Origin of the sequence: Flavisphingomonas formosensis (assembly GCF_009755815.1) — a bacterium.
Lineage (GTDB): Bacteria > Pseudomonadota > Alphaproteobacteria > Sphingomonadales > Sphingomonadaceae > Flavisphingomonas > Flavisphingomonas formosensis.
The window spans coordinates 840,818-866,881 of sequence record NZ_WRPK01000001.1; the positions used below are offsets into that span (position 1 = coordinate 840,818).

Here is a 26,064-nt window from a genome sequence, read left to right on the forward strand (position 1 = left end):
CAGGGCGGCCGACAACGATAAAAGGATAAGCGAATGAACGGGAAGCTGGACGGCAAGGTCGCGATCGTCACCGGCGCGGGGCAGGGCGCCGGCATGGGCGCCGCGCTGGCGCTGGCGGCGGAGGGCGCCGCGGTGATCCTGTTCGGGCGGACCCTTGCCAAGGTCGAGAAGGTCGCCGCGCAGATCGATGCGCGCGGCGGCAAGGCGGTGGCGTTCGGCGGCGACGTGACGGTGGAGGCGGATCTCCGGCGCTCGATCGATCTCGCGATCGAACGCTTTGGCCGGCTGGATATCCTCGTGAATGCCGCCCAGTCGCCCGAGATGCGCACCGCGCCGCTGCTCGAGATCGACCCGGCGGTGGTCGACGAGCTGTGGCGGTCGGGCGCGGCGGCGACGCTCGCCTTCATGCGCCTCGTCCATCCGCACATGGTGAAGGCCGGCGGCGGCAGCATCATCAATTTCGGCAGCGGCGCGGAGTTCGGGCCGGCCAATTACGGCGTCTATGCCGGCGTCAAGGCCGCGATCCGGTCGATCAGCCGTGCCGCAGCGGTGGAATGGGGCAAGGACAGGATCCGCGTGAACGTGGCGGTGCCGATGGTCGAAAGCCCCGCCAACGACGCCGACCCCACCGATCACGACCAGCTCGTCCAGTTCATCCCGCTCGGCCGGATCGGCGATCCCGAGGCGGATATCGGCCGGCCGATCGCGTTCCTGGCGAGCGACGACAGCGCCTACATGACCGGCTGCACCTTCATGCTCGACGGCGGGCTGACCTTCATGGGCTGAGCGGCGCCGAAACCCAAGACAAGATGGAGAGGCGGAATGGCGAAGACCAAGGCGGGCGGCCCGATCAGGATCATCCAGTGGGGCCTCGGCGGCGTCGGCTCGATCGCGCTGCGCGAGATGCTCAGCAATCCGATGTTCGAGGTGATCGCGGTGAAAGCCTTCTCGGCGGAGAAGGCGGGCAGGGATGCGGGCGAGCTGGTCGGCGTCGGCCCGATCGGCGTGCCGGTGACGGTGGATATCGACGCGCTGCCCTTCGATCGCGCCGACTGCGTCATGTATTGCCCGCGGATGACCGATTATGACGAGGTCGCGGCGATGCTGCGCAAGGGCGTCAACGTCGTGACCATCGCGAGCAACGTCTACCCGCTTTATTATGGCCAGGCGGTGTTCGACACATTGAACGACGCCGCGAAGGAAGGCGGCGTCTCCTTTCACGGATCGGGCATCAACCCCGCCTTCATCAGCGACCTGATGGCGATCACCATCTCGGGCGTGGTCCACCAGGCGACGCACATCAACGTGCAGGAAATCTCCGACGTCACCGTCTATGCGATGGCTGCGCCCGAGATCATGTTCACCCACACCGATTTCGGCAGCCGCCCGGAGGATGTGAAGGGGCCGGACACTTTCCTGAGCGGGATGGACGATTATTTCAGCGAGTCCATCCGGATGATCTGCGACCATCTCGGCGTGACGCTCGACCGGATCGAGCATGGCCACGACTGGGCGACGACCAACGTGCCGATCACCCTGCCCAATGGCCGGGTGATCGAGAAGGACACTATCGCCTGCCGCCGTTTCCAATATTTCGGCGTGATCGGCGGCGAGCGGCGCATCCGCCTGGCCACCGCCTGGAAGCTCGGCGCGGACCTGACGCCCAATTGGGACGTCTCGACCTCGGGCATGGTGGAATGGACGATCACGGTTGAGGGATCGCCCTCCTTCCAATGCAAGGTGGCGACGGCCAAGAGCTTCAATCCGGACTCGCCCGACTATCTCAAGGGCAGCGAGGATGCCGCGCTGATCGCCACCGCGGTGCATGCGATCAACGGCATCCCCTATGTCGTCGATGCCGCGCCGGGGGTGAGGACCTTCCTGGATCTGCCGCCGATCGGCAGCCAGGGTGCATTCCGCAGGCCTTTGGGTTGAGGCGGGACGATACCGACACGCCGTTCGTGCTGAGCCTGTCGAAGCACTCCCTTCTTCAAAGAAAGCGGTTGAAGGCAAAAAGGAAAGTGCTTCGACAAGCTCAGCATGAACGGCTGAGATAGATCACCGTCCGTGATGCCTGGTGGCGCTGGACGATCATCCCAAGGCCGAACGATGCGGGGAGAGACGCAGTGAGATTCTCGATCATCTACGAAGCGCAAATGGTGGATACCTCGCGCGAGGCCGAGGCGCAGGCGTTCCACGACATCATCGAGCAGTGTCTGCTGGCGGAGGAGCTGGGCTTCGACTGCATCTGGTCGGTCGAGCATCATTGCCTCAGGCAATATGCCCATCTCTCCGCGCCCGAGAGCTTCCTCGCCTTCGTGGCGGGCGCCACCAAGCGCATCCATGTCGGCCATGGCGTCGTCTGCCTGCCGTTCAATATGAACCATCCGATCAAGGTGGCCGAGCGCGTCGCGACGCTCGACATACTCTCCAAGGGCCGGATGCATTTCGGCGTCGGCAAGGGATCGACCGTCCAGGAAGCCGGCGCGTTCGGCGCGGAGATGAGCCAGATCACCGCGCAGGTCGACGCATCGATGTACATGATCCCGAAGATGTGGATGCAGGAGGAGTTCGAGCATCACAGCGACCTGATCACCATCCCCAACCGGCCGATCAACCCCAAGCCCTATCAGAAGCCGCACCCGCCGATGTACATGGCCTGCACGCGCGACGAGGCGCTGGAGGTGGCGGGCAGCCGTGGGCTGGGCGCGCTGGTGATGGGCTTCTCCGGGCCGGACGAGGTGGCCCGCAAGAACGCCATTTACCGCAAGGCTTTCGCCGAGCGGAAGGCCGAGGATCAGGTCGGCTATCGCCCCAACGAGCATCTCGCCGCGCTCTGCCCGACGATCATCCTCGAGAATCGCGAGCTGGCGCGCCGCATCGGCCTGCGCGGCCAGCGCTTCTTCGCCGAATCGATCAACCACTGGTACGGCGGTGGTCCGCCGCCCAGCACCGACGATCTCGATCCCGAGGCGACGATCCGCGAACTCAAGAAGGACGAGGAGCGCTTCGTCGCCTTCCTCGGCCAGGAGAAGATCGAGGTCACCGAGCTGCACACGCTCAACTTCCACGTCGAGGACGACGCCTATGGCACTGTCGCCGATGCGATCTGTCAGGTGCAGCGGCTGAAGGACGCGGGCGCGGACGAGATATTGTTCCTGGTCCAGATGGGCACCATCCCGCACGAGGCGACGATGGAGACGATCCGCAACCTGGGGAACCATGTGATCCCGCATTTCAGGGGGCAGTGACTTTCTCATCCTCCCCGGAACGGGGAGGGGGACCGTTCGCGAAGCGAATGGTGGAGGGGCCATCGCTCACCGCACACGACACGCTGGTTGATGGCGGCGGCCCCTCCACCATGCTACGCATGGTCCCCCTCCCCGTTCCGGGGAGGATGAGGCGTCACGGTATCCGCGCGAGCATCGGCAGCGCGCTGTAGGACGGATCCTCGCGATCCGGCCGGCCCACCACCGTCCCCGGCCGCGGCGGCCGCAGGCTTGCTGCCGAGATCGCGGCCGCATCGCCCCAGTCGAGCACCAGCGAGCGATGGAGGAAACGCCAGATCCCGTCGCGCTTCGCATAGCGATCGAGATAGCGCCCCGTCGCGGTCAGCGCGCGCGAATCGGGCGGCGGGGTGCGGTGCGTCGCCACTACGACCAACTCGCCTTCCGCCATGTCGCCGTCGACGACGAACACCATGTTGGCGATCATGTGCAAGGTCGCCTCCCAGCGCTGGAGCATGGAGGGCAGCCAGGCGATATAGTCGTCCGGGCCGCCGCGGAACATGGTGCCATGATCGTCGATCGCGTCGTCATGATAGAGGCTGCGCAACAACGCCAGGTCGCGTCGGTCGACCGCGCGGCAATAGGTCCAGACCAGCTGCTGCAGGGCGACGATGTCCGCTGCTTCCTGCGCGTCGACGACATGGGGATAGAGCGTCCTGGCCATGATCCTGCTCCCGAAACCGGCATTGAGTCCGCTCCTTCCTATGCCTAGATTTCGTCCATGCTTCGAAAAGTCTTTGTGATCGCTGCCTCGCTGCTCGCCGGATGCGCTTCGACCGGGCCTGCGCCGGTGCCCGCCCCGATTCGCGCCATCACCTATGAGACCGGCGCCTGCTTCGGCACATGCCCGGTCTACAGCGTCACCGTCTCGTCGGACGGCGCCGGCCGCTTCGAGGGCCGCCGCTTCACTGGCGCGACCGGTCCGCAGAGCTTCACCGTCACGCCCGCCCAGTTCGCGGCGTTCGAGGCGGCGCTCGCCCCCTATCGCCCCAAATCGGGCGAGGTGGATTATTCGGCGCCGCCGCTCTGCGGGCGGATGGCCACCGACATGCCGTCGGTCGACGTGCGCTGGGACGAACCTGGGCGCGCCCATCTGCATTATTATTATGGATGCGACCGGGAGAAATATGCGGTGATGGCGGATGCATTGCGCCATGCGGTTGACGCGCTGCCGATAGCCGCGTTCATCAGAGCGCCATGACGACGAGCCCTTCGATCACGGAGCTTTCCACCCGCGCACGGGACGTGTTCCGTCTCGTCGTCGAGAGCTATCTCGGCACGGGCATTCCCGTCGGTTCGCGCACCATTTCCAAGCTGGCCGGGCTCAACCTCTCGCCCGCCTCGATCCGCAACGTCATGCAGGATCTGGAGGAGCTGGGCCTGCTCGCCGCGCCGCATACCTCGGCCGGCCGGATGCCGACCGAGACCGGCCTGCGCCTGTTCGTCGACGGCATGATGCAGGCGAGCGAGCCGTTGCCCGAGGAGCGCGCGGCGATCGAGCAGCGGCTGATCGGCGGCGGGCCGATCGAGGACGCGCTGGCCGCCGCGACCGCCACGCTGTCCGGCCTTTCCGCCTGTGCGGGCATCGTGCTGGTGCCGAAGCGCGAGCTGGTGCTGCGCCAGTTCGGCTTCGTGCCCCTCTCGCGCGAGCAGGCGCTGGCGGTGCTGGTGGGCAATGACGGAACGGTCGAGAATCGCGTCGTCGATCTGCCCGCCGGCATGACCCCGGCGATGCTGGGCGAGGCGGCCAATTATATGAGCGAGCGGCTGGGGGGGCTGACACTCGCGCAGGCACAGGCGCGGCTGGCCGCCGAGATCCGGCAGGGCCGGGCGGCGCTGGATGCGGTGGCCGCGGAGCTGATCGCGCGCGGCCTCGCCGTCTGGTCGGAGGACGGCGCCTCGCGCCCCGTGCTGATCGTGCGTGGGCAGGCGAATCTGATCGACACTGTCGCGGCCGCCGATCTGGAGCGGGTACGCCAGCTGCTCGACGAGCTGGAGGACAAGGAGGAGATTGCCCGCCTGCTGGACGGCGCCCGCGCGGGGCAGGGGATGAAGATCTTCATCGGATCGGAGAACAAACTATTCTCCCTTTCCGGCTCATCCGTGATAGCGGCGCCCTATCACAATGCGAACGGCCAGGTGGTAGGGGTCGTTGGCGTGATCGGGCCGACGCGGTTGAACTATGCGCGCGTCGTTCCCATGGTGGATTTCACCGCTCAGGCACTGACGAGATTGATGGCATGACTGACGAGACGACGACCCAGGATAACGAGATCAACGAGACCAAGCCGGCCGAAGCCGCGCCCCAGGCCGAGGCGGCTGCGGAAGAGGCGCCCTTCGCGAAGCTCGAGGCGGAGCTGGAGAAACTGAAGAGCGAGGTGCTCTACGCCCAGGCCGAGACGCAGAATGTGCGCCGCCGGCTGGAGAAGGAGAAGGCCGATGCGCAGGCTTATGCCGCCACTGCCTTCGCGCGCGACATTCTTTCGGTTGCGGACAATCTGACCCGCGCGCTCGCCGCGATTCCCGAGGCGCTGCGCGAGGACGAGAAGATGAAGCCGCTCGTCACGGGTCTCGAGATGACCGGCAAGGAGCTGGAGAACGTATTCCAGCGTCACGGCATCTCGAAGATCGAGGCGCTCGGCGGAAAGCTGGATCCCAACCGCCATCAGGCGATGCTGGAGGTAGAGAGCGAGGCAGAGCCGGGCACGATCGTGCAGGAGCTCCAGGCCGGCTATCTGATCAAGGATCGGCTGCTGCGGCCGGCGCTGGTGAGCGTCGCCAAGGCGGGGTGACCCACTTCCCCCTCTCCCGCGATGCGGGAGAGGGCTAAAAAGGCAATATCGCCTCATGCTCGGCGGCCGTCGCGGCGCAGGGCACGGCAAGCCCCCGGCGCATCATCCAGGTGTGCTGCACGATCTCGGCCTGCTGCTCGATGCCATAGGCGGCGAAGGGCTTGCCGGGTTTCATCCGATAGGCGTAGCGGCAGAAGGGGTGGCGCATCAGCGGCAGATACCAGCTGCCGCCGCGCTGCGCCTGCCAGACATGCGTCATCTCATGGATGAACAGACCCTGGAGGGGCAGCGGCGCGGCACCGAAATCGGCGCGCCACAGGCCGCCTTCGGGATGGAACCAGATATCGCCGTCCGGCGCCATCACCACGTTGCGCGGTTGCAAAGGCCACCAGCAGCGCCGGTGGATCCGCACCCGATCATATGCGAGCGCCTCGCGGAAGATCTCTGCGGCGAGGGCGCGTTCGGCCACGGTCAGGGGTCGGCTGGACGGTCCGCAGCGATTGCGCCGAATCATGTGCCGCCGGGTCTTTCATCCTCCCGCTTTCGGGAAGGATGGGCATCGCCCCTGCCGCCGTCGCGGATCGGCCTAGTTCGCACCGCTCCCCTCCGGCGCAGGATCGGCCGCGCCGACCACCGGTGCCGCTACGACGAAGGTACGAAGCGTGGCGAATTTGAATGAAAGCGCCAGCTTCACGCCCGGCTGCACCTTGGGATCCACGCCGAACAGCATGGCGTGGTTGCCCCCCGGCTCGAACCGGACGGTGGTATCCGCGGGGATGGGGACGGACGCGATCGGCTTCATCGTCATCATGCCGTCCATCTTGCCGCCCTCGTGCAATTCGATCGTGGCGACGGGATTTGCGCTGACCTGGACAAGCGTGTCGGGGATGCTGCCGCCCTTGATGGTGAAATAGGCCGCGGCCGGCCGGCCGGGTACTGCACTCAGCCGAACCCATGCCTTTTCCACCGAAATCTGCCGCACCTTGGCCTCCTTGTGGCAGGCGGCGAGGGCGAAGGGCAGGACGAGGGCGATTGCTGCACGGCGCATGGGCCAGTCACTCCGGCTTGAAATCCGGCATGGCCTTACGCGTGCATCCGGCTTGCAGCAACGCAAACCGCCCCTATATCGCCGGTCTACGTGAATCTCCGCGACCTTCGCTTGGGTTTCGAGGGGGGCAGCGGATCCCGCAATCATATTGGGGTGTGAAGAGGATAATATGGCAAAGGTTATCGGCATCGACCTCGGGACGACCAACAGCTGCGTCGCCGTCATGGAAGGCGGCAAGCCGAAGGTGATCGAAAATGCGGAAGGCGCGCGTACCACGCCCTCCATCGTCGCATTCGCCAAGGACGGCGAGCGCCTGATCGGCCAGCCGGCGAAGCGCCAGGCGGTCACCAATCCGGACAACACGATCTTCGCGGTGAAGCGCCTGATCGGCCGCCGCTTCGACGATCCGATCACCAAGAAGGACACCGAGCTGGTGCCCTACCACATCGTGCGCGGCGCCAATGGCGATGCGTGGGTGCAGGCGGGCGGCAAGGATTACAGCCCTTCGCAGATCTCGGCCTTCATACTCCAGAAGATGAAGGAGACGGCGGAGGCCTATCTGGGCGAGACCGTCACCCAGGCGGTGATCACCGTTCCGGCCTATTTCAACGACGCCCAGCGCCAGGCGACCAAGGATGCCGGCCAGATCGCCGGCCTCGAGGTGCTGCGCATCATCAACGAGCCGACCGCGGCCGCGCTCGCCTATGGCCTCGAGAAGAATGACGGCAAGACGATCGCGGTCTACGACCTCGGCGGCGGCACCTTCGACATCTCGGTGCTCGAGATCGGCGACGGCGTGTTCGAGGTGAAGTCGACCAACGGCGACACCTTCCTCGGCGGCGAGGATTTCGACGCCAAGCTGGTCGAATATCTGGCGGCCGACTTCCAGAAGGCCGAGGGCATCGATCTCACCAAGGACCGGCTCGCGCTGCAGCGGCTCAAGGAAGCCGCCGAGAAGGCGAAGATCGAGCTGTCCTCGGCGCAGACCACCGAAGTGAACCTGCCGTTCATCACCGCCGACGCGACGGGCCCGAAGCACCTCGTCAAGTCGATCAGCCGCTCGGATCTCGAGCGTCTCGTCGAGCCGCTGATCCAGCGCTCGATCGAGCCGGTGAAGAAGGCCCTGGCCGATGCCGGCATGAAGGCGGGCGACATCGACGAGGTCGTGCTCGTCGGCGGCATGACCCGCATGCCGAAGGTCCGCGAGGTGGTGAAGAGCTTCTTCGGCAAGGAGCCGCACACCGGCGTGAACCCGGATGAGGTGGTCGCGATGGGCGCCGCCATCCAGGCCGGCGTGCTACAGGGCGACGTCAAGGACGTGCTGCTGCTCGACGTCACTCCGCTGAGCCTCGGCATCGAGACGCTGGGCGGCGTGTTCACCCGCATGATCGACCGCAACACGACGATCCCGACCAAGAAGTCGCAGACCTACTCGACCGCCGACGACAACCAGTCGGCCGTCACGATCCGCGTCTTCCAGGGCGAGCGCGAGATGGCCGCGGACAACAAGCTGCTCGGCCAGTTCGACCTGATCGGCATCCCGCCAGCGCCGCGCGGCGTGCCGCAGATCGAGGTCACCTTCGACATCGACGCGAACGGCCTCGTCAACGTCAGCGCCAAGGACAAGGGCACCGGCAAGGAGCAGCAGATCCGCATCCAGGCCTCGGGCGGCCTCTCGGATTCCGACATCGACCAGATGGTCAAGGATGCCGAGCGTTTCGCCGAAGAGGACAAGAAGCGGCGCGAGTCGGCGGAAGCCAAGAACAATGCCGAGAGCCTGATCCACACCACCGAGCGCCAGCTCCAGGAGCATGGCGACAAGGTCGACAGCTCGCTCAAGGCCGAGATCGAGACCGCGATCGCCGCTGCCAAATCGGCGGTCGAGGGCGGCGATGCCGGCGCGATGACCGAGAAGGCGCAGGCGCTGGCGCAGGTCGCCATGAAGCTCGGCCAGGCGATCTACGAGAAGGAGCAGGCCGGCCAGGCAGCTCCTGGTGCCGGCGCGGGCTCCGCGCAGGATGACGGCGTCGTCGATGCCGAATTCTCGGAAGTGGACGACAACAAAGCGTAACGGTGCGTAATCGTCCGCGTCGCCGTCCGTTGCCCGTGATCCCAGCGAAAGCTGGGGTGACGGCTTGGGATGCGGCGCGGACCAGCGCCTGGGGGCAGTGTGGCTGATATCGATTTTTACGAATTGCTCGAGGTTGAGCGCACGGCGGACGACAAGACTATCAAGTCGTCCTACCGGCGGCTCGCGATGCTGCACCATCCGGACCGCAATCCCGGCGACAAGGAAGCGGAAGCGCGTTTCAAGGCGATCAGCCAGGCCTATGACTGCCTGAAAGACCCGCAGAAGCGTGCAGCTTATGATCGCTTCGGCCATGCGGCGTTCCAGAACGGCGGCGGGGCCGGTGGCGGACCTCAGGACTTTTCGGGCTTTTCCGACATATTCGAGAATATCTTCGGCGAATTCATGGGCGGTGGCCGCGGCCAGCGCGGCGGCGTGCGCCGCGGTGCGGACCTGCGCTACGACATGGAGATCACGCTCGAGGATGCCTTTCACGGCAAGACCGCGGAGATCGAGATCGATGTCTCGCAGTCATGCGAACCGTGTCAGGGTACCGGCGCCAAGGCGGGTACCGCGGCGCGCACTTGCAGCACCTGCAATGGCGCCGGCAAGGTGCGGGCTCAGCAGGGCTTCTTCGTGGTCGAGCGGACCTGCCCGTCGTGCATGGGCCAGGGACAAACGATCGCCGATCCTTGTCCGAGCTGCCGCGGCGAGGGCCGTGTCGATCGCGAGAAGACGCTTTCCGTAAAGATCCCGCCGGGTGTCGACGAAGGCACCCGCATCCGGATGACCGGGGAGGGCGAGGCCGGTGCGCGCGGCGCACCCGCGGGCGATCTCTATATCTTCATCCATGTCGCGCGGCATCCGGTGTTCCAGCGCGACGGCACCACCCTGTTCGCCCGTTGCCCGGTATCGATCACCACGGCGGCGCTCGGCGGCACGATCAGGGTGCCGGGGCTCGACAAGGCGGCCTATGATATCCGCATTCCGGCTGGCATCCAGTCGGGCAAGCAGCTGCGCCAGCGCGGCGCGGGCATGCCGGTGCTCAACGGGCGCGGCCATGGCGACATGGTGGTGCAGATCGACGTCGAGACGCCCACCAAGCTGACGCAGCGCCAGAAGGAATTGCTGGAGGAGTTCCGTGAGCTCGAGACGGGCGAGGAATGCCCGCAATCCTCCGGCTTCTTTTCGAAGCTCAAATCGATGTGGGACGATCTGACGGAATAAACGGCGTACTCATCCTCCCCGGAACGGGGAGGGGGACCGCCGAAGGCGGTGGAGGGGGCCCGCTCACTGCAGAGGTGTCGCCCGTTGTGCGCGGGAACCCCTCCACCACCCTACGGGTGGTCCCCCTCCCCGTTCCGGGGAGGATGAGCGAGGCCCTTGAAGCCCTGCGCGATCACATACCATTCGGACGAATCCTTGCGGCTCGCCGGCGGCTTGGCGTGCTTGACGCTGGAGAACATGCGCTTGAGCGTCGCGACCAGATCATTGTCGGCGCCGCCCGCCAGCACCTTCGCGACATAGGCGCCGCCCGGCCGCAGCACCTGGCCGGCGAAATCCGCGCCCGCCTCGACCAGCGCCATGGTACGCAGATGATCGGTCTTGGCGTGGCCGATGGTGTTGGCAGCCATGTCGGACAGCACGAGATCGGCTTGGCCGCCGAGCGCCTCCGCCAGCAGGTCCGGCGCGCGATCGTCCATGAAATCCATTTGGAACAGGGTGACGCCCTCGATCGGGGCGACAGGCAGCAGATCGATGCCGACCACCACTGCCTTGGGCATCTTCTTGCGCACCACCTGTGCCCAGCCGCCCGGTGCGATGCCGAGATCGACGACGCGCTGCACGCCGCCGAGCAGGCCGAAACGCTCGTCCAGCTCGATCAGCTTGTAGGCGGCGCGGCTGCGATAGCCCTCCGCCTTCGCTTGGCGTACATAAGGATCGTTGAGCTGGCGCTCCAGCCAACGGGTCGACGCCGCGCTGCGATTGCGGGCTGTGCGTACGCGCTGGCGCCCGCCGGAACCGCCCCGACTCATGCGAGGCGGCCGCCGCGAGCCATCAGCGTGCGCAAAATTCCCTCGCGAATGCCGCGATCCGCAATGCCGAGCCGTTCGGCAGGCCAGATATCCAGAATAGCCTCCAATATCGCGCAGCCTGCGACGACAAGATCCGCCCGTTCGCCGCCGATGCAGGGAAGCTGCGCCCGCTCGGCGACCGACATCGCCGAAAGCCGGCCGCTGATGTCGCGCATGGCCGTGGCAGGCACGACGAGACCGTCCACCGCGCGCCGATCATAATTGGGCAGGCCGAGATGCAGGCTCGCCAGCGTGGTGACCGTGCCGCTCGTACCGAGCAGCCGCACAGGCGCGATATGGTGCTTGCCGAGCGTCTTGGCGAACCCACCGAACTCGTCGGCGATGCGCGCACGCATGCGCTGATAGGCAGCGAACCGTTCCTCGCGCGTGGGGGCATCGCGCGGCTCGCTTTCGGTCAGCGAGACGACGCCCCAGGGCGCGCTGTACCAATCCAATATGGCTGGCTCGCCGCCACGATCATCGATCAGGATCAGTTCGGTCGAACCGCCGCCAATATCGAAGATCAGCGCCGGCCCGTCGCCAGGCTCGAGCAGCGCGTGGCAACCGATCACCGCCAGCCGCGCTTCCTCACGTGGAGGAATGATGTCGAGCGCGAGGCCCGTCTCGGCATAGACGCGTTCCACGAACGCACGGCCGTTGTCGGCGCGGCGGCAAGCCTCGGTAGCGACCGAACGGACCAGCGAGACATGGCGCCGGCGGATCTTCTCCGCGCAGATAGCGAGCGCGGCGACCGCGCGGTCCATCGCGGCTTCGCTCAGACGCCCGCTGCCGGACAGGCCTTCGCCCAATCGAACGATTCGGGAGAAGGCATCGACCACCACGAAGCCCTCGCGCGCCGGCCGGGCGATCAGCAAGCGGCAATTGTTGGTGCCGAGATCCAGAGCCGCGTAGGTGCGGCGCGAGAAGCCCGCATGGACAGGAGGGGAGGGGGCCGCACCGGACGGCGCATGGCCGAGCCTGGGCGGCGCAGTCGCGAAACCTTGCACCATGCATATGCACTCATTTTTTCCGCCGGCGAGCGCCGTCGGTACTTGGCGCCGAGACTAGCCACGGACTGCGCGACGAGCAAGTGGAGCGGCGTTGACAGCCCGCCCTCATCCCCTTATCTGCGCGCTTCCGATTGCCCCGTCGTCTAAAGGTAAGACTACGGACTCTGACTCCGTCAATCGAGGTTCGAATCCTCGCGGGGCATCCACATCGGCGCGCCGAAGGGCCTCTTCAGCAGTTTGTGCGTGGGCACTCGGTCGGGAGATCCGCGCCAATCCTAGGGCCGGCTTTCACATTAGCTTCCTAGCCACATTTCTAGCGGTACGGCTGTCGCGAATCGGGGCCGCCGATTTGCTCCGTCACTTGGCATGCGGAGCCACTGGGTTGAGCAGAGTAGGGCAAGCTGCTGTCTCATGGGAAGAGGGCTAGGCGGCGCACTGGCGTGGCCATTTCGGTGAGCGAAAGATGCCGCTGCGTCAGTATCGCATCGATGTTCTCGGGGAGCAGAAGGCTATGGCTGCCACGGCGACGTAGCTCGTCCTCGATCGCAGCAATCAGCCTGCGCGCCGCATCCCCACAGGCGTCATCCCGATAGCCGCAGAGATTCTCCGCGCCCAGCGCCCACATCTCTTCGAGGGCCTGTTCGGTCGCGTCGCGAAGAAAGCCGGACACCCACGGGCTGAGCGGGTTCTGTCGAATGAGGTTAAGCGGGCGCGAGTTATCGTGCACGGAATCTCCTTGCTCCACGGCTTTGCTCCAGATTGCAGTTCGGTCGCCATGATGGTGAATGAGAACAAATATGGAACGTGGAATCCGAGTCGGTCAAGCGCTGGGGGGAATGATTTAAAGTATCTGCGTTTTACCGTGCCACGGCGATGGTCGGCGAGCCGAAGCGCCCCGTTGGCGGACATAGCCAGGGCAAAGTTGCTCACAGCAGTGCGACGTCATATCTCACGTTCATGATCCAAGATGTCTTGAAAGACCTTCTGGTGTCCTTCGCGGGTGATGTCGGCAAATACTTCGCCGGAAGGTTTTGGAAAAACAAAGCCAAACGCGGCGACGCCGCTATGCGTTCAGCATCAACCGAAAGATACAATAAGAGGCGGGCTCAGCGGCAGGCTCGATCACGTAATCGCGCACGCCGTTAAGATCTGGCGGATCCCACAAAAAAACGCATTTATGCCTGCGAAGCGGAGCAATGCCACGGTAGCAGTTTGTCCTTAAGCGCCCGGCGATCAGCGTTGTATGGTGCCTACACTGCACAGCTGGCCGGGGCCGGACGAGCCGGTCAGGCGGATGCCGTAAATATATCCGTCGATGAGCGCGTCCGTCTTGGCAAATTGGGCAAAGGGCATCGTGAGCAGCATCGCACGACTTTCGGTTCGACCGTTCTGCGTACCAAATCGGTGGACTTTCTTGCGGTTAGCTGATCTTCTTCCCGCCTCGACATATCAGGAGAGATATAAGATGGCCGATCAGCCGCGGGATCAGACGGAGACGGGCGAGACCGAGAGTGGCGTGGACGATACGCGTCGTGCCGCGCTGGGCAAGCTTGGCAAATATGGCGCCGTCACCGGCCTTGCGCTGCTCGGCATCATGACGGCCAGCAAGACGCCTGCGGCGAGCCCGGTGCCGGTGTGATCCATCCCATGCCGTCGCGCTAGGGATTGCGCGATGACGTGGGGAGCCGGCCGTCTGCCTTCACTGAAGGAAGACCGCGCGCGCTTGGCCGGCCGCATGCGCCAGACGTCGGGACGGCATGCTGCAAAGGCTTGGAAGCGGATTACATCGCACCGCCGGCCGGCGGCGTTCCATCTGTCACGAACTCTCCACGATAGAGCTGCTGCTGGGCGGTGACGGTGCAGGACACGGTCATCGCACGCGCGAACGGATTGCCATAGACGCACGTGCCCGAACCGGGCCGGGTGTCGAGCTTCTCGGGATCCTGGTCGGGATGCGCGAGGCGGATGGTGTCGATCGGCTGGGAGGCCCGCTCGCCCGCAAGGCTGGTCTGGTCTTCGCCGCGGCCGGAAAAGGTCAGCATCATGTCGCCGACAGTGAAGATGAAGCCGACTCGGCCATTGGGCGTCGTGAAGCTGACGAGCTTGCCGTCGCATTGCGAGGCGAGATCATTGCCATCGATCGTCATCACGCCGCAGGTGCCGGTAAGCGCATAGACTTGCGCCCCGTCCGCCGCCTGCGAGGGCGAACCCGTAAGCGCGACGGCCAATGCCAGGGCGATTCCCGTCGATCGAAGCATCATCTCGTGCATTTCCCCCTTTTGTTCTTTGGCCCTCCTTGCGCCGGCTCTCTTCGAAAAGCGAGGGTAATGCTCTGTTTTGGAGCAAATGGCGGGCGCGGAGGACGCTGTCCCCGGCTGTCAGCCCTCGCGCTGGAGAGCGGCGACGCGTTTGCGTTCCTCCGCCGGGATCAATCCTTCGAGCACCTGCCAGAAACCGGCGACCGATCCCTGGCCGGCCTGCGCATAGGCCGCCGACAGTTTCTCGCGAAGCGATTCGAATAATTCGGCTTCCAATGCCTTCCCTTCGGGCGTCAGGAACAGCAGCCGCTGGCGCCGGTCCACTTCGCCGGTGCGCGTTTCGACGAGGTCGCGGGTCGTGAGCTCGCCCAGAACGCGGCCGAGCGATTGCTTGGTGATGCCGAGCAGGCGCAGCAGGTCGCTGACCTTGAGGCCGGGCTGACGCGCGATGAAATAGAGTGTGCGGTGATGGGCGCGGCCGAGGCCCTGGCTCGCCAGCCCCTCGTCGATGCCGCGCAGCAAGTGGCTGTAGCCGAAATAGAGCAGCTCGATGCCGCGTCGTATCTCCGGTTCGCGCAGGAACAGCGGCGATGCGGCCCGCGGCGTTTCGGAGGGAAATTGGGCAGCCATGTTGACGTATCTTGCCACCGCGACTAATCACGCGCAACCCGATCAGACGAGGAAAAAGAGGACGCGATGGCGACTGCGCTGACCCTTCCCTTCGAAGTCCAGGCGCATCCGGCGCCGGTATCCGACGCAGAGCGTACGCGCCTGATCGCGGACCCCGGCTTCGGCAAGATCTTCACCGATCACATGGTGGTGGTGCGCTATTCCGTCGACAAGGGCTGGCACGATGCACAGGTGAAGCCGCGTGGCCCGATCGCGATCGATCCCGCCTGCGCCGTGCTGCATTATGCGCAGGAGATTTTCGAAGGCCTCAAGGCCTATCGCATGCCCGACGGCAATGTTTCGCTGTTCCGTCCCGAAGCCAATGCGCGCCGCTTCGCCGATTCCGCGCGCCGCCTCGCCATGCCGGAAGTCCCGGAGGAACTGTTCCTCGAGTCGATCCGCGCGATCGTCGAGGCGGATCGCAGCTGGATCCCGACGGTGGAGGGCGGCTCGCTCTATCTGCGGCCGTTCATGTTCGCGAGCGAGGTGTTCCTGGGCGTGAAGCCGGCCAGCGAATATTATTACATGGTCATCGCGTCGCCGGCGGGTGCCTATTTCAAGGGCGGCGCGCCGGCGGTCAGCCTGTGGGTGTCGGACGATTACAGCCGCGCCGGACCGGGCGGCACAGGCGCTGCCAAGTGCGGCGGCAACTATGCCGCAAGCCTGCTGCCGCAGAGCCAGGCGATCGCGCAGGGCTGCGACCAGGTCGTCTTCCTCGACGCTGCCGAGCATAAGTGGGTCGAGGAACTGGGCGGGATGAACGTCTTCTTCGTATTCGAGGACGGATCGATGCTTACCCCGCCGCTCGGCACCATCCTGCCCGGCATCACGCGCGATTCGCTGATGACGCTCGCCCGCGACGCTGGCATCGCGGTGCGCGAGGAGCGCTATTCGATCGACCAGTGGAAGGCGGATGCCGAGAGCGGACGTCTGCGGGAAGCCTTCGCTTGCGGCACTGCGGCGGTGGTGACGCCGATCGGCGCGGTGCGAGGCACCAGCGTGGATTTCAAGATCGGCAATGGCGGCCCGGGCGTGCTGACGTCCGAACTGCGCGCTAAGCTCGTCGCGATCCAGCGCGGCGAAGCCGCCGATCCGCATGGCTGGGTGAAGCGCCTGTTCTAAGCACGGACGGGAGGCTTCCGCCGGGACCGCACTCGTCCCGATGTTGCCAGCGTGCTGGGGTGTGTTCGGATAGCCCGTCGACCACAACTGAGCGGCGATGACGGGCTATCTCCCGTCGCGAGACCAAGCGTTATCGCTAACGTACAACCGTGCCCGCGCGGCGGCGCCAAACATGTCACCTTGGGAGCGGCACGCTGCAGTTCGCGTCAAGGATGAATGATATCGTCGCCGCGCCGTCAGTGACGGACGGCGACGAAGCATTCGATCGCCAATCAATCCGGCGCGTAATTGGTTTCCATGTCCAAATCGAGGTTCGATCCGAGCTTGCCGAGCGTGATGTCCTCGATCGCGACCACGGTCAGGATGGGCCGGCGCCACTGCGCTTCGCCGCCAGATGCAGTCGGATTTTTCGAGTCAAGCTTATCCATGTCCCCTGTCCCTTCAAAACTGGCCTAAGCCAACAACCTCAAGCCTCGTCCGTTGCGAGGCGTTCGATCGCCGATCATTCCGAGAAGTTGTTTTCCATGTCCAAATCGAGGCTCGATCCGAGCTTGCCGAGCAGCGTGATTTCCTCGATTGCGACGACGGCCAGGCTGGGCCGGCGCCACCGCGCTTCGCCGCCAGACGCTGTCGGATCTTTCGATTCAAGCTTATCCATGTCCCCTGTCCCTTCAAAACTGACCTAGGCCTACAACCCCAAGCCTCATCCATTGCATTATGCCTTGCTCCGCAACGGATGCTTCACGATATAGCCACAGCGGTTGATCGGTATCAACTCTTTCTGTTGGGCCGATAATTCCGCTTCGTGGCGATGATTGTCTCGCCACGCCGTCAACTGTCGGCTATGCGACCCCGATGGGGCGGCTCTTCGGTTTTTTTCTTCGTGGCAACGATGCATATGGTCTGCGCACGCGCCTCGAGGCGGTCGGCCGCACGCGTCGAGGCCCGCCGGTCTATGCCGACGAGCGGGTCTTGCTCTGGGGGGATGCGGCTGGTGCTGCGGACGATCGCGCGGTGCCAGTCATCGGATGGGGCACGGTGCATAACCGGGTGGAGTTGGCCCGCGCCCTCGAATGCGGCCCAACGGTGCTCGACGATGTAGCGTTGTTGCGGGATGCTTTTGCGCGTTGGGGAGCGGCGGCATGCGAGCGGATCCAGGGTGACTGGTGCGCCGCAATGTGGGACGCGTCCGCGACCAGCCTCCTTCTGGCGCGCGACCGGCTGGGCAGTAGCGCGCTCTATTATCATGACGGCCCGGACGTTTTCGCCTTCGCCACCGCGCGCGAGGATCTGATGGCGCTGGATCTGGCGCCTGCGGTGCTGGACGAGCTGTATGTCGCCCAGACGTTGATTTCATGGCCCGCCCACCATGGGAGCCGAACCACCGATAAATCGATAGCGCGGTTGCCGCCCGCGCATTGGCTGCGCGTGACGCCGGATCGGCTGGAAATCCATTATTACTGGCGCCTCGAGGATGTTTGGGAGGCGAAGCTGCCGCGGCGGGAGGATTATGTCGTCCGCTTCCGCGAACTGTTCGACGAGGCTGTCCGCATCCGCGTGCCCGCCTCCGGCGCCGTCGCCACGACGCTGAGCAGCGGGCTCGATTCCGGATCGGTGGCCGTCACCGCTGCGCCGTTCCTGGCATCGCGCGGCAGGCGGTTGCCGGCCTATGTGTCCGTCCCGGTGCATGATCCGGCGCCGTTCATGGGAGCGACCATCGGCGACGAATATCCTCTGGCCGCCGTCACCGCCCGAGCCGCCGGCACGATCGACCTCCGCCGTATCGAGGCGGCGGATGCATCGCCCGTCGCTGCCATGCGCGAGGTGCTCGCCATCACGCGCGAGCCTCAGCACGCTGCGGCGGCCTATTATTGGATGCTCGATCTGCTGCGCACCGCCGCGCGAGACGGCAATGAAGTGCTGTTGATCGGACAATTGGGCAATGGCGGCATATCCTGGAGCGGAGATTTGACGTCCCTGCCGCTGCGGCACGAGCGGTCCCGCCACGGGCTTGGCGGCATGGCGAGGCTGCGGGCGCGCCGCATGCTGCCCTGGCCGGTGGAACGCCTCTATCGCGGGCTCCGCATGCCCCGCGATTTTCCCACATCGGCCATCCACCCGGAATTCGCCCGGCGGATGAGGCTGCGCGAGCGGCGGCTCGACGATCCCGTCGAAGGCGCCTATCCGACTCCACGGCAGGAGCGCTTCCGTTTCATCCGGCCGGGCTCCCAAAAGGTTGGCGCCGTCTTCGCCGAACTTGGCGAAGCGACAGGCATAACGATGGCCGATCCCACCGCCGATCCCGCATTGCTCGAATTCTGCTTTTCGGTGCCCGACCGCATCTATGTGGATCCGGAGACGGGCATGCGCCGCTGGCTGATCCGAGAGGCGATGAAGGGCCGGTTGCCCGAGGAAGTGCGCCTCAATCGCATGATGGGCCGACAGCTCAGCGATCTCGTGCCCCGCCTGCGGCGCTTTCCCGCTGATATGGAGGATGCGCTCGATGATGTGGAGCGCGGGGCGGGCGCGGCCTATGTGGACGTAGCGTGGATGCGGACCGTCTGGCAGCGCCTCCAGAGCGAGGAGGGAAGCCGGATCCTCGATCTGGCGACGACGGTGCTGATGCGCGGCCTGATGGCCGGCCTGTTCGTCAACGGCTTCGGCACGCGATATTGAGGCGCCGCACGATGGACGAGAAAGCCGCGGCACCGGCCGGGCAGCCCGCAAGGGACGAGGCGATGCCGCATCTCCACCGCGCTCACGGCCTCGTGCTGGCGCTTCCCTTCGACTGCCCGGAACTGGAGCCGGCCGATCCCGCGGACGTGCCCGATGTCATCGTGCGAGCGGGGTCGGTTCCCGCCGCGCTCGATGCGCCGGGCTTTTCGGATGCGATGCAGGATATGACCGCCGCGGCCTATCTGTATCGCAGCGCCGCCGTCGGCAGGTTCCTGGCCGAACGGGGCGAGCGCATCGTCTTCGCGCCCGTCGCCGGCTGCGACGAGGCCCTGCTTCGCCACATCCTGCTGCATCCCGTGCTCGCCGCGCTGTTGCGGCAGCGTGATCTGTTCGTGCTGCATGCCTCGGGGGTCGTCTCGCCTGGTGGTGTCGTGCTGCTTTGCGGAGAATCCGGCGCCGGCAAATCGACCACCGCCGCCGCCCTGGCTGATCGGGGCTGGCCGCTGCAGACCGATGACATCAGCGCGCTGCGCCTCGATGCAAGCGGCGGCATCGAGATCCCGGCCGGCGGGCGCCATGTCGCGCTTTTCGAAGGGGCATCGCAGGCGTTGGGCCTCGACACGCAGGGCCTGAGGCAGAATGCGTGGCATCGCATGAAAATGGCCGTGCCCGCGCGCATCGACGACGTGCGCTCGGCGCGGCGGTTGTGCCGGATCGTCCATCTCGAACGCGGCTCCGGGGCCGCCGTGCAGGTGGAGCGGGTGACGGGGCGGGCGAAGCTGCCGCTGCTCATGCACAGCGTCTACGGCCCCTATCTGGCCGAAACGGTGGCGGGGCGGGTGCTGCTCGTGTCGCGCGCACTGCAGGATATCGAGATGCTGCGCATCGTGCGCCCCGATGGCGATTGGACGATGGACGCGGTGCTGGCCGCGATCGGCGGCGATTGATGCGCTGCGCCGATGACATCGATGCAGCGGGGGACCGATTCTCTCAGGCCGGCGCGGGGTCGGTCTGCTGCCATCCACGAGAAATTACAGACGGCGGGCTTTCGTGAGCGGGGCAATCAACGGACGGGATGAGGATATGACAATTCGACAAGCAGCGATCGGTCCGGATACCATCGTGGTCCGCAACCCGGACATGCCGGCCACGTGCGTGGACGAGGAACTGGTGATCCTGAATGTGGAGACGGGCCGCTATGTAGGCCTCGACAGCATAGGCCGCCGCATCTGGGATGCAATCGAGATGCCGACGCGCGTCGGCGATCTGTGCACCTCCTTGGCCAGGGAGTTTCGCGGCGATGCGGCAGCGGTCGAGGAGGACACCACCGCTTTCCTCCACGAACTGGCCCGGGAAGCGCTGATCGGCATCCAGGCCTGAGCATCACGGTCGACGGGCGCGCCTCCGGCTGGCGGCCTTATCCGAACAGCGCGAAATGATCCTCGGCGAAGCGGCGGACGCAGTCGATCCGGAAGCCGAGATCGTTCGGGTCGCCCGCGTAGAAATACCAGGGCATCACGATCAGGTCGGTCATTCCGGCATCCGCCAGGCGGCGCAGATCGTCGACCTTGGTCGAGCTCGGAAAGGCCTTGATTTCGAAGCCGTCGGCCTTGCGTTCGTTTGCGGCCAGATAGTCGCGGAGCGCGGCGACGATCGCCGGGAAATCGGCAAGCCCACTCTTGGCGTTTTCCCACCAGATATAGCCGTCGCCGAGCCGCGCGGCGCGTTGGAAGACAGCATCGACCAGCCCGCCGAAATAGATCGGGAAGGGATCCACCGCCGCCGGCGAGATTTCCATCGAAGGGATCGTATAATGCTCCCCTTCATGCTCGAATCGCCCGCCGCGCGAGATGCCGCGGATGATCTCCACCATTTCGGCCGATCGCGGCCCGCGGCTGCGCCAATCCTCCCCCAACACGTCGAAATCCTCTTTCCACGGGCTGAGGCCGACGCCCAGTCCGAAGCGGCCCTTGGTCAGGGCCGACGCCGAGGTTGCGGCCTTGGCGACCAGCAGCGGGTGGCGCACGGGAAGCTTGAGCACGTTGGTGTAGAAGGCGATCCGCTGCGTTACCGCTCCCATTGCCGCCACCACCGCGAAGGGATCGAGGAAGGGCGTGTCGGATGGCCAGAAACGGTGTCCGTCGGCCGAATAGGGATAGGGCGAGGATTGGGTGAAGTAGAAGAGCCCGTCCGGCACGCTGACCGCGTTCCAGCCGCTGGCGTCGCCGGCCATTGCGAGCGGCAGATAATGATCGACCGGGCAGAAGCCCACACTCAGCGTAAATTTCATCGGCCCGCTCTCCCCGCCGGCTCCGGATGATCTCTCCGGATCGTGGTGGCCTTGTTATCGTCAAGCGGCTTCGGACAGAATTGGCCGTCTCGAATGCGGGCGGTGTTGTGGCCGCTTCGCCACGATTGTCTCGGATTATGGGTCGGGCATCCCGCCGGACGCAGCCATGATGGTCTTTTCCTACGTCCTTAACGAGCGATGCCATGACGCTGCCCCCCATCCAGCTCCGTTTCGACATGCGCTGCCCCGATTGGGGCGCGCCGCGGGAGGCACTGTACGCAGCGGCGATCGAGATGGCGGCCTATGGCGATGCGCACGGCTTCACCGCCGTTTCGCTGGCGGAGCATCATGGCGTCGAGGATGGCTATTGCCCGTCCTCGATCACGCTGGCCGCCGCGATCGCCGCGCGCACGCAGCGGATCCGGCTGAACCTGTCGGCCATCGTCGTGCCGCTGCACGATCCGTTGCGCCTCGCCGAGGAACTGGCGGTGCTCGACATCATTTCGAAGGGGCGCACGGCGCTGGTCGCGGTTGGCGGTTATGTGCCGGCCGAATTCGACATGTTCGACCGCGATTTCGCGACGCGCGGCCGGGCGGTAGAGGAGTGTATCCAGGCCTTGCGCGCCGCCTGGACGGGCGAGCCCTTCGACTTTCGCGGGCGCACGGTGCGCGTGACGCCGCGGCCCGCCAGTCCGCATCTGCCCATCTATATGGGCGGTGCGAAGCCGGTGGCGGCGAAGCGAGCCGGGCGGCTTGCGGACGGCTTCATCACCCACGATCCGGCGTTGCACCGCATCTATGTGGAGGAGGCGCGGCGGCTCGGCCGCTCCTGGGAACCGATGGGCCCGACCGGACCGGCCGCGGTCTTCGTCACCGAGGATCCCGAGGCGACCTGGGATCGGATCGGCCGCCACGCGCTGCACGAGACCGAGAGCTACGGAAAATGGCAGAATGCGCAGCAGGTGACGGGCGCTTATTCCTATGCGGCCACGCTGGAGGCGGTGAAGGCGACGGGCACCTATTCGGTCGTGACGCCGGACGAATGTATGGCGATGTTGCGCGCCGACGTCTCCGTCATGTTCCATCCGCTCGTCGCGGGGCTCGATCCCGCGGTCGGCTGGGAAAGCCTGCGGCTGTTCGTCGAAAAGGTGCTGCCGCACGTGGCAGCGGGATGACGTGAACTCGCCTTCGCTCCGGCTTCTTTATCGCGATTTCCGAGCCGGTGGGTGAATCCGCCTGCTTCGAAATCGTTCTAGCCCCGCGCGGCCGTCCGCATCAGCCGTACGATCTGCTCGTCCAGTGCGGAGAGAAAGCGCGACCGGTCCGCCTTGCTGAAGGCGGGCGGGCCGCCGATGATGTCGCCGCCGGCACGCAGATCGGCCATGATCGCGCGGGTTGCGATCGCGCTGCCGATCATGTTGGTCGTGAAGGGCCTGCCGTTCGGGGCCAGCACCGCGGCGCCTGCCTTCAGGCAGCGATCCGCCAGCAATATGTCCGCCGTGACTACGATGGTGCGTGGGCCGGCGGCCGCCGCGATCCAGTCGTCAGCCGCATCGAACGCGTCGCTCACCACGATCCGCTCGATCTGCGGATGGGCCGGGACGCGCAAATGGCTGTTGCTGACGATGGCGACGCCGGTGCCGTGCCGGAAGGCGACCTTGTAGATCTCTTCCTTCACGGGGCAGGCATCGGCATCCACCAGGATCCGGATGCCCGCGCCCGTCACCCGCGCGGGCCCTTGCCGAGCGGGCGGGGACGATGGCCGCGCGGGCCGGCCTTGGGCGGCTTGCCGCGATGCGGGCGCGCCTCGTGGCGCGGTGGCGCATCATGGCCGCGCTCGCGATCGCCTGAGTCGTTGGAGCGGCGCGCATTGGCGCGCGTGGTCTCGCCCGGCGCTTCGGAAGGCTCGATGCGGATGCCGCTCTCGTCTTCTGCGCCTTCGCGCGCGGTGCGCTGCAGGGCCGAACGGAATTTCGCCCCGATCGCACGCGGCACCTGAAAGAAGGTCTCGCTTGCGCCGATGCGGATCGCGCCGATCTCGTTGCGGGTGATGTGCCCGCGGCGGCATAGCAGCGGCAGGATCCAGCGCGGATCGGCATTGTGGCGGCGGCCGATGTCCATGCGGAACCAGACGACGTCATCGAAGCCGGCGCGATGATGGGCATTGGCCTGGCGCGCGTCGCCGTCCCGCGCGGAAAGGTCGATCAGCTCCTCGGGATCGGGCAGTGCCTTGCGATGCGCGCGCACGAGCGCGAGGGCGATCTCGGCCGCGTCCTTCTGCTCCAGCAACCGCTCGGCGAGCTGCCGCTCGTCCTCGTCCGCCTCGATCGGCTCCATCAGCGTAGCGATCAGCCGTTCCTGGTCCCGCGCGCGAATCAGTTCGGGGGTCGGTACGTCCACCCATTCTGCGGCGATGCGCGCGCCGCGCAGCATCGATTCCACGCGCCGGCGGCGGGGATAGGGCACGATCAGCACAGCGACGCCCTTGCGTCCGGCGCGACCGGTACGGCCCGAGCGATGCTGCAGCACCTCGGCATCGCGCGGGATCTCGACATGGATGACGAGGCTCAGCGTCGCCACGTCGATGCCGCGCGCGGCGACGTCGGTGGCCACGCACACGCGGGCGCGCCCGTCGCGCAGCGCCTGCAGCGCATGGTTGCGCTCATTCTGGCTGTGCTCGCCTGACAGCGCCACCGCCGCGAAGCCGCGTTCCACCAGCGCCGCGTGAAGATGACGAACATTGTCGCGCGTCGCGCAGAACAGCATCGCCGTCTCCGCCTCGTGGAAGCGCAAGAGGTTGATCACCGCATTTTCGATGTCGGCGGGCGAGACGGTGACGGCCTGATAGGAGATGTCGCCATGGCCGCGATGATCGTCGACCATCGAGATGCGCAGCGCGTCGCGCTGGTAGCGGCGGGCGAGCGCCATGATCGGCTTCGGCATGGTGGCGGAGAAGAGCAGGGTGCGCCGTCCCTCCGCCGTCGCGTCGAGAATCTCCTCGAGATCGTCGCGAAAGCCCATGTCGAGCATCTCGTCCGCCTCGTCGAGCACGACGAAGGCGATGGACGAGAGATCGAGGGCGCCGCGTTCGAGATGATCGCGCAGGCGACCCGGCGTGCCGACCACGATATGCGCGCCCTGTGCGAGCGTACGCCGCTCCCGGGAGGGATCCATGCCGCCGACGCAAGTAGCGATGCGCGCACCCGCCTTCGCGTAGAGCCAGCCCAGTTCCCGGCTCACCTGCAGCGCCAGCTCACGCGTCGGCGCGATCACCAGTGCCAGCGGCGCGCCGGCGGAGGGCAAGGGGGCGCCCTCCGCCAACAGATCCTGCGCCATGGCGAGCCCGAAGGCGACGGTCTTGCCCGAACCGGTCTGTGCCGAGACGATGAGGTCGCGGCCGCGTGCGGCCGGTTCGGCGACGGCCACCTGGACGGGTGTCAGCTCGGCATAGCCGCGTTCGGCCAGCGCTTCGGAAATCGGCGAGGGGAGATCGGGAAAGGTCATCAGGCTCGATATGGCTATGCTGGCGTACCAGTGGGGTTTCAGGGCGTCTGCCGGTCCGATGACTCGGCCCGGGTCGCGTCCCGCGGCAAGTGTCGGTTCGCGCCCCCTAGCGGTTTCGGCCGCGTGCCGCCACCTCAATCGCCGCCGGTCGGGCGGCCGTGTGCCCGCGGCGGCTGATTTGCAGGTCCGGCGCTCGACCTCGAAACGATTTCGATTGGCGCGCGGCGCCGGTCGGTGCGCAAAGGTCAACGGTGTTCGCGTTTGCGAAATTTGTCTGGATTTTGGCGCCGAAGGGCGTTGGCATCCCCGGCCGGCACCCTATTCTGCTCTTCACGGGCAATATTGGAGCCTATGGTTGATGGATCAGCGAAGCCTGTCTCCGGCCCACGGAACTGCGGACGCGCAACATGCCAAATTCGCGATCGAATTTGGCAATCGTGCCAGCGTGGTTGGCGAGGTGAGGATCACGAGCGCCGGCATCCTCGCTATAGGTGCGCTGATGTCGTCGATCCTGCTCTCGACTGCAGTGATCGTCCGGGCCGCCCGTCAACCGCGCAAGGCGCATGGGAAAATCATCTGACCGGCTGACTCCTGGTTTGGACGCGGCCCGCGGGCTGATCGCCGATCACCCCGACGTCTTGCCGTCACTGATGTTCGAGCATGATCGTGCCGGGGACATCTGCACGGCTGCACCAGGAAATTGGCACTCGCTCTGGCAACGTAGTGCTCGGTTTTCGGAAACAAATGGTTCCGATTGTCCTATCTCGACCGAATTGAGCCGGCGGGTCGGGGGTTCGAGCCCCGCCATCCGGGCCTGACACTCCGTCGAGCCCCGCGCGCCGGTGACGCGCGGAGCCCTGCCGGATTGCCAGGAGTGCGGGTCGTCGCTGGATCAGCAGCCGTTGCGGCGGTTCTGCGCGGCGTCGTGCTTCTTGTCGAGATGCTTGCCGAGCAGAGCGCCGCCTGCGACGCCGGCCACAGTGCCGATCACGCCGCCGCCCAGAGCATTGCCCACGACGCCGCCGCCCACGCCGCCGAGGATGGCGCCGGTGGTGCCGCTGCTGCGCTTGCAACGATAATGATAGTGGCGATGATGCTTGCCATAATAGCTATGGTTGTCGCGGTCTCGGGCGATGGCCGTTCCCGGCATCGCCGCGGAAACCGACATGATCGCCGCCATGGCGACCGCAGTAAGCTTCATCTTCATCGGAAAAACTCCTCCGTTACGAACCCGTCTTGTTAGTCATAACAACTTTGGCAGCGTA

The 26,064-nt window shown here is 66.0% G+C and carries 30 protein-coding genes and 1 tRNA gene; 16 read left to right on the forward strand and 15 right to left on the reverse strand.

All coding sequences use genetic code 11. The features are described 5' to 3' along the window. Window positions 1-33 precede the first annotated feature (33 nt). From GQY20_RS04110 to GQY20_RS04120, 3 genes are all read left to right on the forward strand, one after another. Complete coding sequence (locus GQY20_RS04110; RefSeq protein WP_157215730.1) at window positions 34-786, forward strand: SDR family NAD(P)-dependent oxidoreductase; 753 nt, start codon at window positions 34-36, stop codon at window positions 784-786. Window positions 787-822: 36 nt separating this feature from the next. Continuing rightward, the gene (locus GQY20_RS04115) at window positions 823-1,935 is read left to right on the forward strand and encodes an NAD(P)H-dependent amine dehydrogenase family protein (protein ID WP_157215731.1); all 1,113 of its coding nucleotides are present in this window, start codon (window positions 823-825) and stop codon (window positions 1,933-1,935) included. Window positions 1,936-2,126: 191 nt separating this feature from the next. Then, the gene (locus GQY20_RS04120; RefSeq protein ID WP_157215732.1) at window positions 2,127-3,251 is read left to right on the forward strand and encodes an LLM class flavin-dependent oxidoreductase; all 1,125 of its coding nucleotides are present in this window, start codon (window positions 2,127-2,129) and stop codon (window positions 3,249-3,251) included. Between the two features lie 154 nt (window positions 3,252-3,405). Here the strand turns inward: GQY20_RS04120 and GQY20_RS04125 are convergent, their stop codons facing one another. After that, window positions 3,406-3,951, reverse strand: coding sequence for a nuclear transport factor 2 family protein (locus GQY20_RS04125; protein ID WP_157215733.1), 546 nt, complete (start codon window positions 3,949-3,951; stop codon window positions 3,406-3,408). 57 nt (window positions 3,952-4,008) lie between these two features. Between GQY20_RS04125 and GQY20_RS04130 the strand changes: the two genes are divergently transcribed. From GQY20_RS04130 to grpE, 3 genes are read left to right on the forward strand one after another with little or no spacing between them, the layout of a single operon-like run. Further along, on the forward strand, window positions 4,009-4,488 hold the full coding sequence (locus tag GQY20_RS04130; RefSeq protein WP_157215734.1) for a DUF6438 domain-containing protein: 480 nt from the start codon (window positions 4,009-4,011) through the stop codon (window positions 4,486-4,488). Continuing rightward, entirely contained in the window at window positions 4,485-5,531 is a 1,047-nt protein-coding gene (gene hrcA, locus GQY20_RS04135; protein WP_157215735.1) for a heat-inducible transcriptional repressor HrcA, read from the forward strand. Before GQY20_RS04130 ends, hrcA begins: the two co-directional genes overlap by 4 nt. Beyond that, entirely contained in the window at window positions 5,528-6,079 is a 552-nt protein-coding gene (gene grpE / locus GQY20_RS04140) for a nucleotide exchange factor GrpE (RefSeq protein ID WP_157215736.1), read from the forward strand. Before hrcA ends, grpE begins: the two co-directional genes overlap by 4 nt. A gap of 34 nt (window positions 6,080-6,113) precedes the next feature. Here grpE and GQY20_RS04145 read toward each other — a convergent pair whose 3' ends face one another. Next, the gene (locus GQY20_RS04145) at window positions 6,114-6,593 is read right to left on the reverse strand and encodes a vgr related protein (RefSeq protein WP_157215737.1); all 480 of its coding nucleotides are present in this window, start codon (window positions 6,591-6,593) and stop codon (window positions 6,114-6,116) included. 72 nt (window positions 6,594-6,665) lie between these two features. Further along, window positions 6,666-7,127, reverse strand: coding sequence for a copper chaperone PCu(A)C (locus GQY20_RS04150; RefSeq protein WP_157215738.1), 462 nt, complete (start codon window positions 7,125-7,127; stop codon window positions 6,666-6,668). A 169-nt stretch (window positions 7,128-7,296) separates the two neighbouring features. Here GQY20_RS04150 and dnaK point away from each other — a divergent pair, with 169 nt between their 5' ends. Next, entirely contained in the window at window positions 7,297-9,198 is a 1,902-nt protein-coding gene (gene dnaK, locus GQY20_RS04155) for a molecular chaperone DnaK (RefSeq protein WP_157215739.1), read from the forward strand. A gap of 69 nt (window positions 9,199-9,267) precedes the next feature. Next, on the forward strand, window positions 9,268-10,422 hold the full coding sequence (dnaJ, locus tag GQY20_RS04160) for a molecular chaperone DnaJ (protein WP_157215740.1): 1,155 nt from the start codon (window positions 9,268-9,270) through the stop codon (window positions 10,420-10,422). Between the two features lie 110 nt (window positions 10,423-10,532). Here dnaJ and GQY20_RS04165 read toward each other — a convergent pair whose 3' ends face one another. Next, the gene (locus GQY20_RS04165) at window positions 10,533-11,231 is read right to left on the reverse strand and encodes an RlmE family RNA methyltransferase (RefSeq protein ID WP_157215741.1); all 699 of its coding nucleotides are present in this window, start codon (window positions 11,229-11,231) and stop codon (window positions 10,533-10,535) included. Then, a complete protein-coding gene (locus GQY20_RS04170) occupies window positions 11,228-12,280 on the reverse strand; it encodes a Ppx/GppA phosphatase family protein (protein WP_157215742.1) in 1,053 nt (350 codons plus the stop codon). Before GQY20_RS04170 ends, GQY20_RS04165 begins: the two co-directional genes overlap by 4 nt. Window positions 12,281-12,412: 132 nt before the next feature. Here GQY20_RS04170 and GQY20_RS04175 point away from each other — a divergent pair. Further along, window positions 12,413-12,486, forward strand: a tRNA-Gln gene (locus GQY20_RS04175). Window positions 12,487-12,689: 203 nt separating this feature from the next. Here GQY20_RS04175 and GQY20_RS04180 read toward each other — a convergent pair. Together GQY20_RS04180 and GQY20_RS32780 are read right to left on the reverse strand one after the other, a co-directional pair. Continuing rightward, window positions 12,690-13,025, reverse strand: a complete 336-nt coding sequence (locus GQY20_RS04180) for a hypothetical protein (RefSeq protein WP_157215743.1) — start codon at window positions 13,023-13,025, stop codon at window positions 12,690-12,692. Window positions 13,026-13,513: 488 nt separating this feature from the next. After that, window positions 13,514-13,645 (reverse strand): hypothetical protein, encoded by a 132-nt coding sequence (locus tag GQY20_RS32780; protein ID WP_269769718.1) that lies wholly within the window; start codon window positions 13,643-13,645, stop codon window positions 13,514-13,516. 100 nt (window positions 13,646-13,745) lie between these two features. Here GQY20_RS32780 and GQY20_RS04185 point away from each other — a divergent pair, with 100 nt between their 5' ends. Then, window positions 13,746-13,919, forward strand: coding sequence for a hypothetical protein (locus GQY20_RS04185; protein ID WP_157215744.1), 174 nt, complete (start codon window positions 13,746-13,748; stop codon window positions 13,917-13,919). A gap of 142 nt (window positions 13,920-14,061) precedes the next feature. On the opposite strand, the gene GQY20_RS04190 is transcribed toward GQY20_RS04185, so the two are convergent. Together GQY20_RS04190 and GQY20_RS04195 are read right to left on the reverse strand one after the other, a co-directional pair. Then, on the reverse strand, window positions 14,062-14,541 hold the full coding sequence (locus tag GQY20_RS04190) for a hypothetical protein (RefSeq protein ID WP_157215745.1): 480 nt from the start codon (window positions 14,539-14,541) through the stop codon (window positions 14,062-14,064). Window positions 14,542-14,658: 117 nt separating this feature from the next. After that, entirely contained in the window at window positions 14,659-15,168 is a 510-nt protein-coding gene (locus GQY20_RS04195) for a MarR family winged helix-turn-helix transcriptional regulator (RefSeq protein WP_157215746.1), read from the reverse strand. Window positions 15,169-15,234: 66 nt separating this feature from the next. Between GQY20_RS04195 and GQY20_RS04200 the strand changes: the two genes are divergently transcribed. After that, window positions 15,235-16,329: a branched-chain amino acid aminotransferase gene (locus GQY20_RS04200; RefSeq protein ID WP_157215747.1), complete on the forward strand. Its 1,095-nt coding sequence runs from the start codon at window positions 15,235-15,237 to the stop codon at window positions 16,327-16,329. A gap of 272 nt (window positions 16,330-16,601) precedes the next feature. Here the strand turns inward: GQY20_RS04200 and GQY20_RS04205 are convergent, their stop codons facing one another. Next, a complete protein-coding gene (locus GQY20_RS04205; RefSeq protein WP_157215748.1) occupies window positions 16,602-16,757 on the reverse strand; it encodes a hypothetical protein in 156 nt (51 codons plus the stop codon). 74 nt (window positions 16,758-16,831) lie between these two features. After that, window positions 16,832-16,987, reverse strand: coding sequence for a hypothetical protein (locus tag GQY20_RS04210; protein WP_157215749.1), 156 nt, complete (start codon window positions 16,985-16,987; stop codon window positions 16,832-16,834). Between the two features lie 197 nt (window positions 16,988-17,184). Here GQY20_RS04210 and GQY20_RS04215 point away from each other — a divergent pair, with 197 nt between their 5' ends. From GQY20_RS04215 to GQY20_RS04225, 3 genes are all read left to right on the forward strand, one after another. Continuing rightward, complete coding sequence (locus GQY20_RS04215; RefSeq protein WP_157215750.1) at window positions 17,185-19,005, forward strand: asparagine synthase-related protein; 1,821 nt, start codon at window positions 17,185-17,187, stop codon at window positions 19,003-19,005. A gap of 11 nt (window positions 19,006-19,016) precedes the next feature. Beyond that, a complete protein-coding gene (locus tag GQY20_RS04220; protein ID WP_157215751.1) occupies window positions 19,017-19,952 on the forward strand; it encodes a hypothetical protein in 936 nt (311 codons plus the stop codon). Between the two features lie 136 nt (window positions 19,953-20,088). Next, window positions 20,089-20,385 (forward strand): PqqD family protein, encoded by a 297-nt coding sequence (locus GQY20_RS04225; protein ID WP_157215752.1) that lies wholly within the window; start codon window positions 20,089-20,091, stop codon window positions 20,383-20,385. Between the two features lie 37 nt (window positions 20,386-20,422). Here the strand turns inward: GQY20_RS04225 and GQY20_RS04230 are convergent, their stop codons facing one another. Continuing rightward, the gene (locus tag GQY20_RS04230; protein WP_157215753.1) at window positions 20,423-21,295 is read right to left on the reverse strand and encodes an LLM class flavin-dependent oxidoreductase; all 873 of its coding nucleotides are present in this window, start codon (window positions 21,293-21,295) and stop codon (window positions 20,423-20,425) included. Window positions 21,296-21,498: 203 nt separating this feature from the next. Between GQY20_RS04230 and GQY20_RS04235 the strand changes: the two genes are divergently transcribed. Beyond that, window positions 21,499-22,470, forward strand: coding sequence for an LLM class flavin-dependent oxidoreductase (locus GQY20_RS04235; protein ID WP_157215754.1), 972 nt, complete (start codon window positions 21,499-21,501; stop codon window positions 22,468-22,470). Window positions 22,471-22,547: 77 nt separating this feature from the next. On the opposite strand, the gene GQY20_RS04240 is transcribed toward GQY20_RS04235, so the two are convergent. After that, window positions 22,548-23,006, reverse strand: coding sequence for a YaiI/YqxD family protein (locus GQY20_RS04240; protein WP_157216158.1), 459 nt, complete (start codon window positions 23,004-23,006; stop codon window positions 22,548-22,550). A gap of 11 nt (window positions 23,007-23,017) precedes the next feature. Continuing rightward, window positions 23,018-24,799 carry a DEAD/DEAH box helicase gene (locus tag GQY20_RS04245; protein ID WP_157215755.1) on the reverse strand — a complete coding sequence of 594 codons (1,782 nt, stop codon included), beginning with the start codon at window positions 24,797-24,799 and terminating at the stop codon, window positions 23,018-23,020. 178 nt (window positions 24,800-24,977) lie between these two features. Between GQY20_RS04245 and GQY20_RS04250 the strand changes: the two genes are divergently transcribed. Next, window positions 24,978-25,379 (forward strand): hypothetical protein, encoded by a 402-nt coding sequence (locus tag GQY20_RS04250; protein WP_198350826.1) that lies wholly within the window; start codon window positions 24,978-24,980, stop codon window positions 25,377-25,379. Window positions 25,380-25,691: 312 nt separating this feature from the next. Here GQY20_RS04250 and GQY20_RS04255 read toward each other — a convergent pair whose 3' ends face one another. After that, a complete protein-coding gene (locus GQY20_RS04255; protein WP_157215757.1) occupies window positions 25,692-26,006 on the reverse strand; it encodes a hypothetical protein in 315 nt (104 codons plus the stop codon). Window positions 26,007-26,064 lie beyond the last annotated feature (58 nt).

Excerpts from the sequence above, each read along its gene's own strand:
- GQY20_RS04195 (WP_157215746.1), bottom strand. The coding sequence starts at position 15,168 with ATGGCTGCCCAATTTCCCTCCGAAACGCCGCGGGCCGCATCGCCGCTG.
- GQY20_RS04185 (WP_157215744.1), top strand. The coding sequence starts at position 13,746 with ATGGCCGATCAGCCGCGGGATCAGACGGAGACGGGCGAGACCGAGAGT.
- GQY20_RS04235 (WP_157215754.1), top strand. The coding sequence starts at position 21,499 with ATGACGCTGCCCCCCATCCAGCTCCGTTTCGACATGCGCTGCCCCGAT.
- GQY20_RS04115 (WP_157215731.1), top strand. The coding sequence starts at position 823 with ATGGCGAAGACCAAGGCGGGCGGCCCGATCAGGATCATCCAGTGGGGC.
- GQY20_RS04190 (WP_157215745.1), bottom strand. The coding sequence starts at position 14,541 with ATGATGCTTCGATCGACGGGAATCGCCCTGGCATTGGCCGTCGCGCTT.
- grpE (WP_157215736.1), top strand. The coding sequence starts at position 5,528 with ATGACTGACGAGACGACGACCCAGGATAACGAGATCAACGAGACCAAG.
- GQY20_RS04165 (WP_157215741.1), bottom strand. The coding sequence starts at position 11,231 with ATGAGTCGGGGCGGTTCCGGCGGGCGCCAGCGCGTACGCACAGCCCGC.
- GQY20_RS04210 (WP_157215749.1), bottom strand. The coding sequence starts at position 16,987 with ATGGATAAGCTTGAATCGAAAGATCCGACAGCGTCTGGCGGCGAAGCG.
- dnaK (WP_157215739.1), top strand. The coding sequence starts at position 7,297 with ATGGCAAAGGTTATCGGCATCGACCTCGGGACGACCAACAGCTGCGTC.
- GQY20_RS04215 (WP_157215750.1), top strand. The coding sequence starts at position 17,185 with ATGGGGCGGCTCTTCGGTTTTTTTCTTCGTGGCAACGATGCATATGGT.
- GQY20_RS04255 (WP_157215757.1), bottom strand. The coding sequence starts at position 26,006 with ATGAAGATGAAGCTTACTGCGGTCGCCATGGCGGCGATCATGTCGGTT.
- GQY20_RS04130 (WP_157215734.1), top strand. The coding sequence starts at position 4,009 with ATGCTTCGAAAAGTCTTTGTGATCGCTGCCTCGCTGCTCGCCGGATGC.
- GQY20_RS04200 (WP_157215747.1), top strand. The coding sequence starts at position 15,235 with ATGGCGACTGCGCTGACCCTTCCCTTCGAAGTCCAGGCGCATCCGGCG.
- GQY20_RS32780 (WP_269769718.1), bottom strand. The coding sequence starts at position 13,645 with ATGCTGCTCACGATGCCCTTTGCCCAATTTGCCAAGACGGACGCGCTC.
- GQY20_RS04145 (WP_157215737.1), bottom strand. The coding sequence starts at position 6,593 with ATGATTCGGCGCAATCGCTGCGGACCGTCCAGCCGACCCCTGACCGTG.
- dnaJ (WP_157215740.1), top strand. The coding sequence starts at position 9,268 with ATGCGGCGCGGACCAGCGCCTGGGGGCAGTGTGGCTGATATCGATTTT.
- hrcA (WP_157215735.1), top strand. The coding sequence starts at position 4,485 with ATGACGACGAGCCCTTCGATCACGGAGCTTTCCACCCGCGCACGGGAC.
- GQY20_RS04205 (WP_157215748.1), bottom strand. The coding sequence starts at position 16,757 with ATGGATAAGCTTGACTCGAAAAATCCGACTGCATCTGGCGGCGAAGCG.
- GQY20_RS04230 (WP_157215753.1), bottom strand. The coding sequence starts at position 21,295 with ATGAAATTTACGCTGAGTGTGGGCTTCTGCCCGGTCGATCATTATCTG.
- GQY20_RS04170 (WP_157215742.1), bottom strand. The coding sequence starts at position 12,280 with ATGGTGCAAGGTTTCGCGACTGCGCCGCCCAGGCTCGGCCATGCGCCG.
- GQY20_RS04125 (WP_157215733.1), bottom strand. The coding sequence starts at position 3,951 with ATGGCCAGGACGCTCTATCCCCATGTCGTCGACGCGCAGGAAGCAGCG.
- GQY20_RS04220 (WP_157215751.1), top strand. The coding sequence starts at position 19,017 with ATGGACGAGAAAGCCGCGGCACCGGCCGGGCAGCCCGCAAGGGACGAG.
- GQY20_RS04245 (WP_157215755.1), bottom strand. The coding sequence starts at position 24,799 with ATGACCTTTCCCGATCTCCCCTCGCCGATTTCCGAAGCGCTGGCCGAA.
- GQY20_RS04110 (WP_157215730.1), top strand. The coding sequence starts at position 34 with ATGAACGGGAAGCTGGACGGCAAGGTCGCGATCGTCACCGGCGCGGGG.
- GQY20_RS04150 (WP_157215738.1), bottom strand. The coding sequence starts at position 7,127 with ATGCGCCGTGCAGCAATCGCCCTCGTCCTGCCCTTCGCCCTCGCCGCC.
- GQY20_RS04225 (WP_157215752.1), top strand. The coding sequence starts at position 20,089 with ATGACAATTCGACAAGCAGCGATCGGTCCGGATACCATCGTGGTCCGC.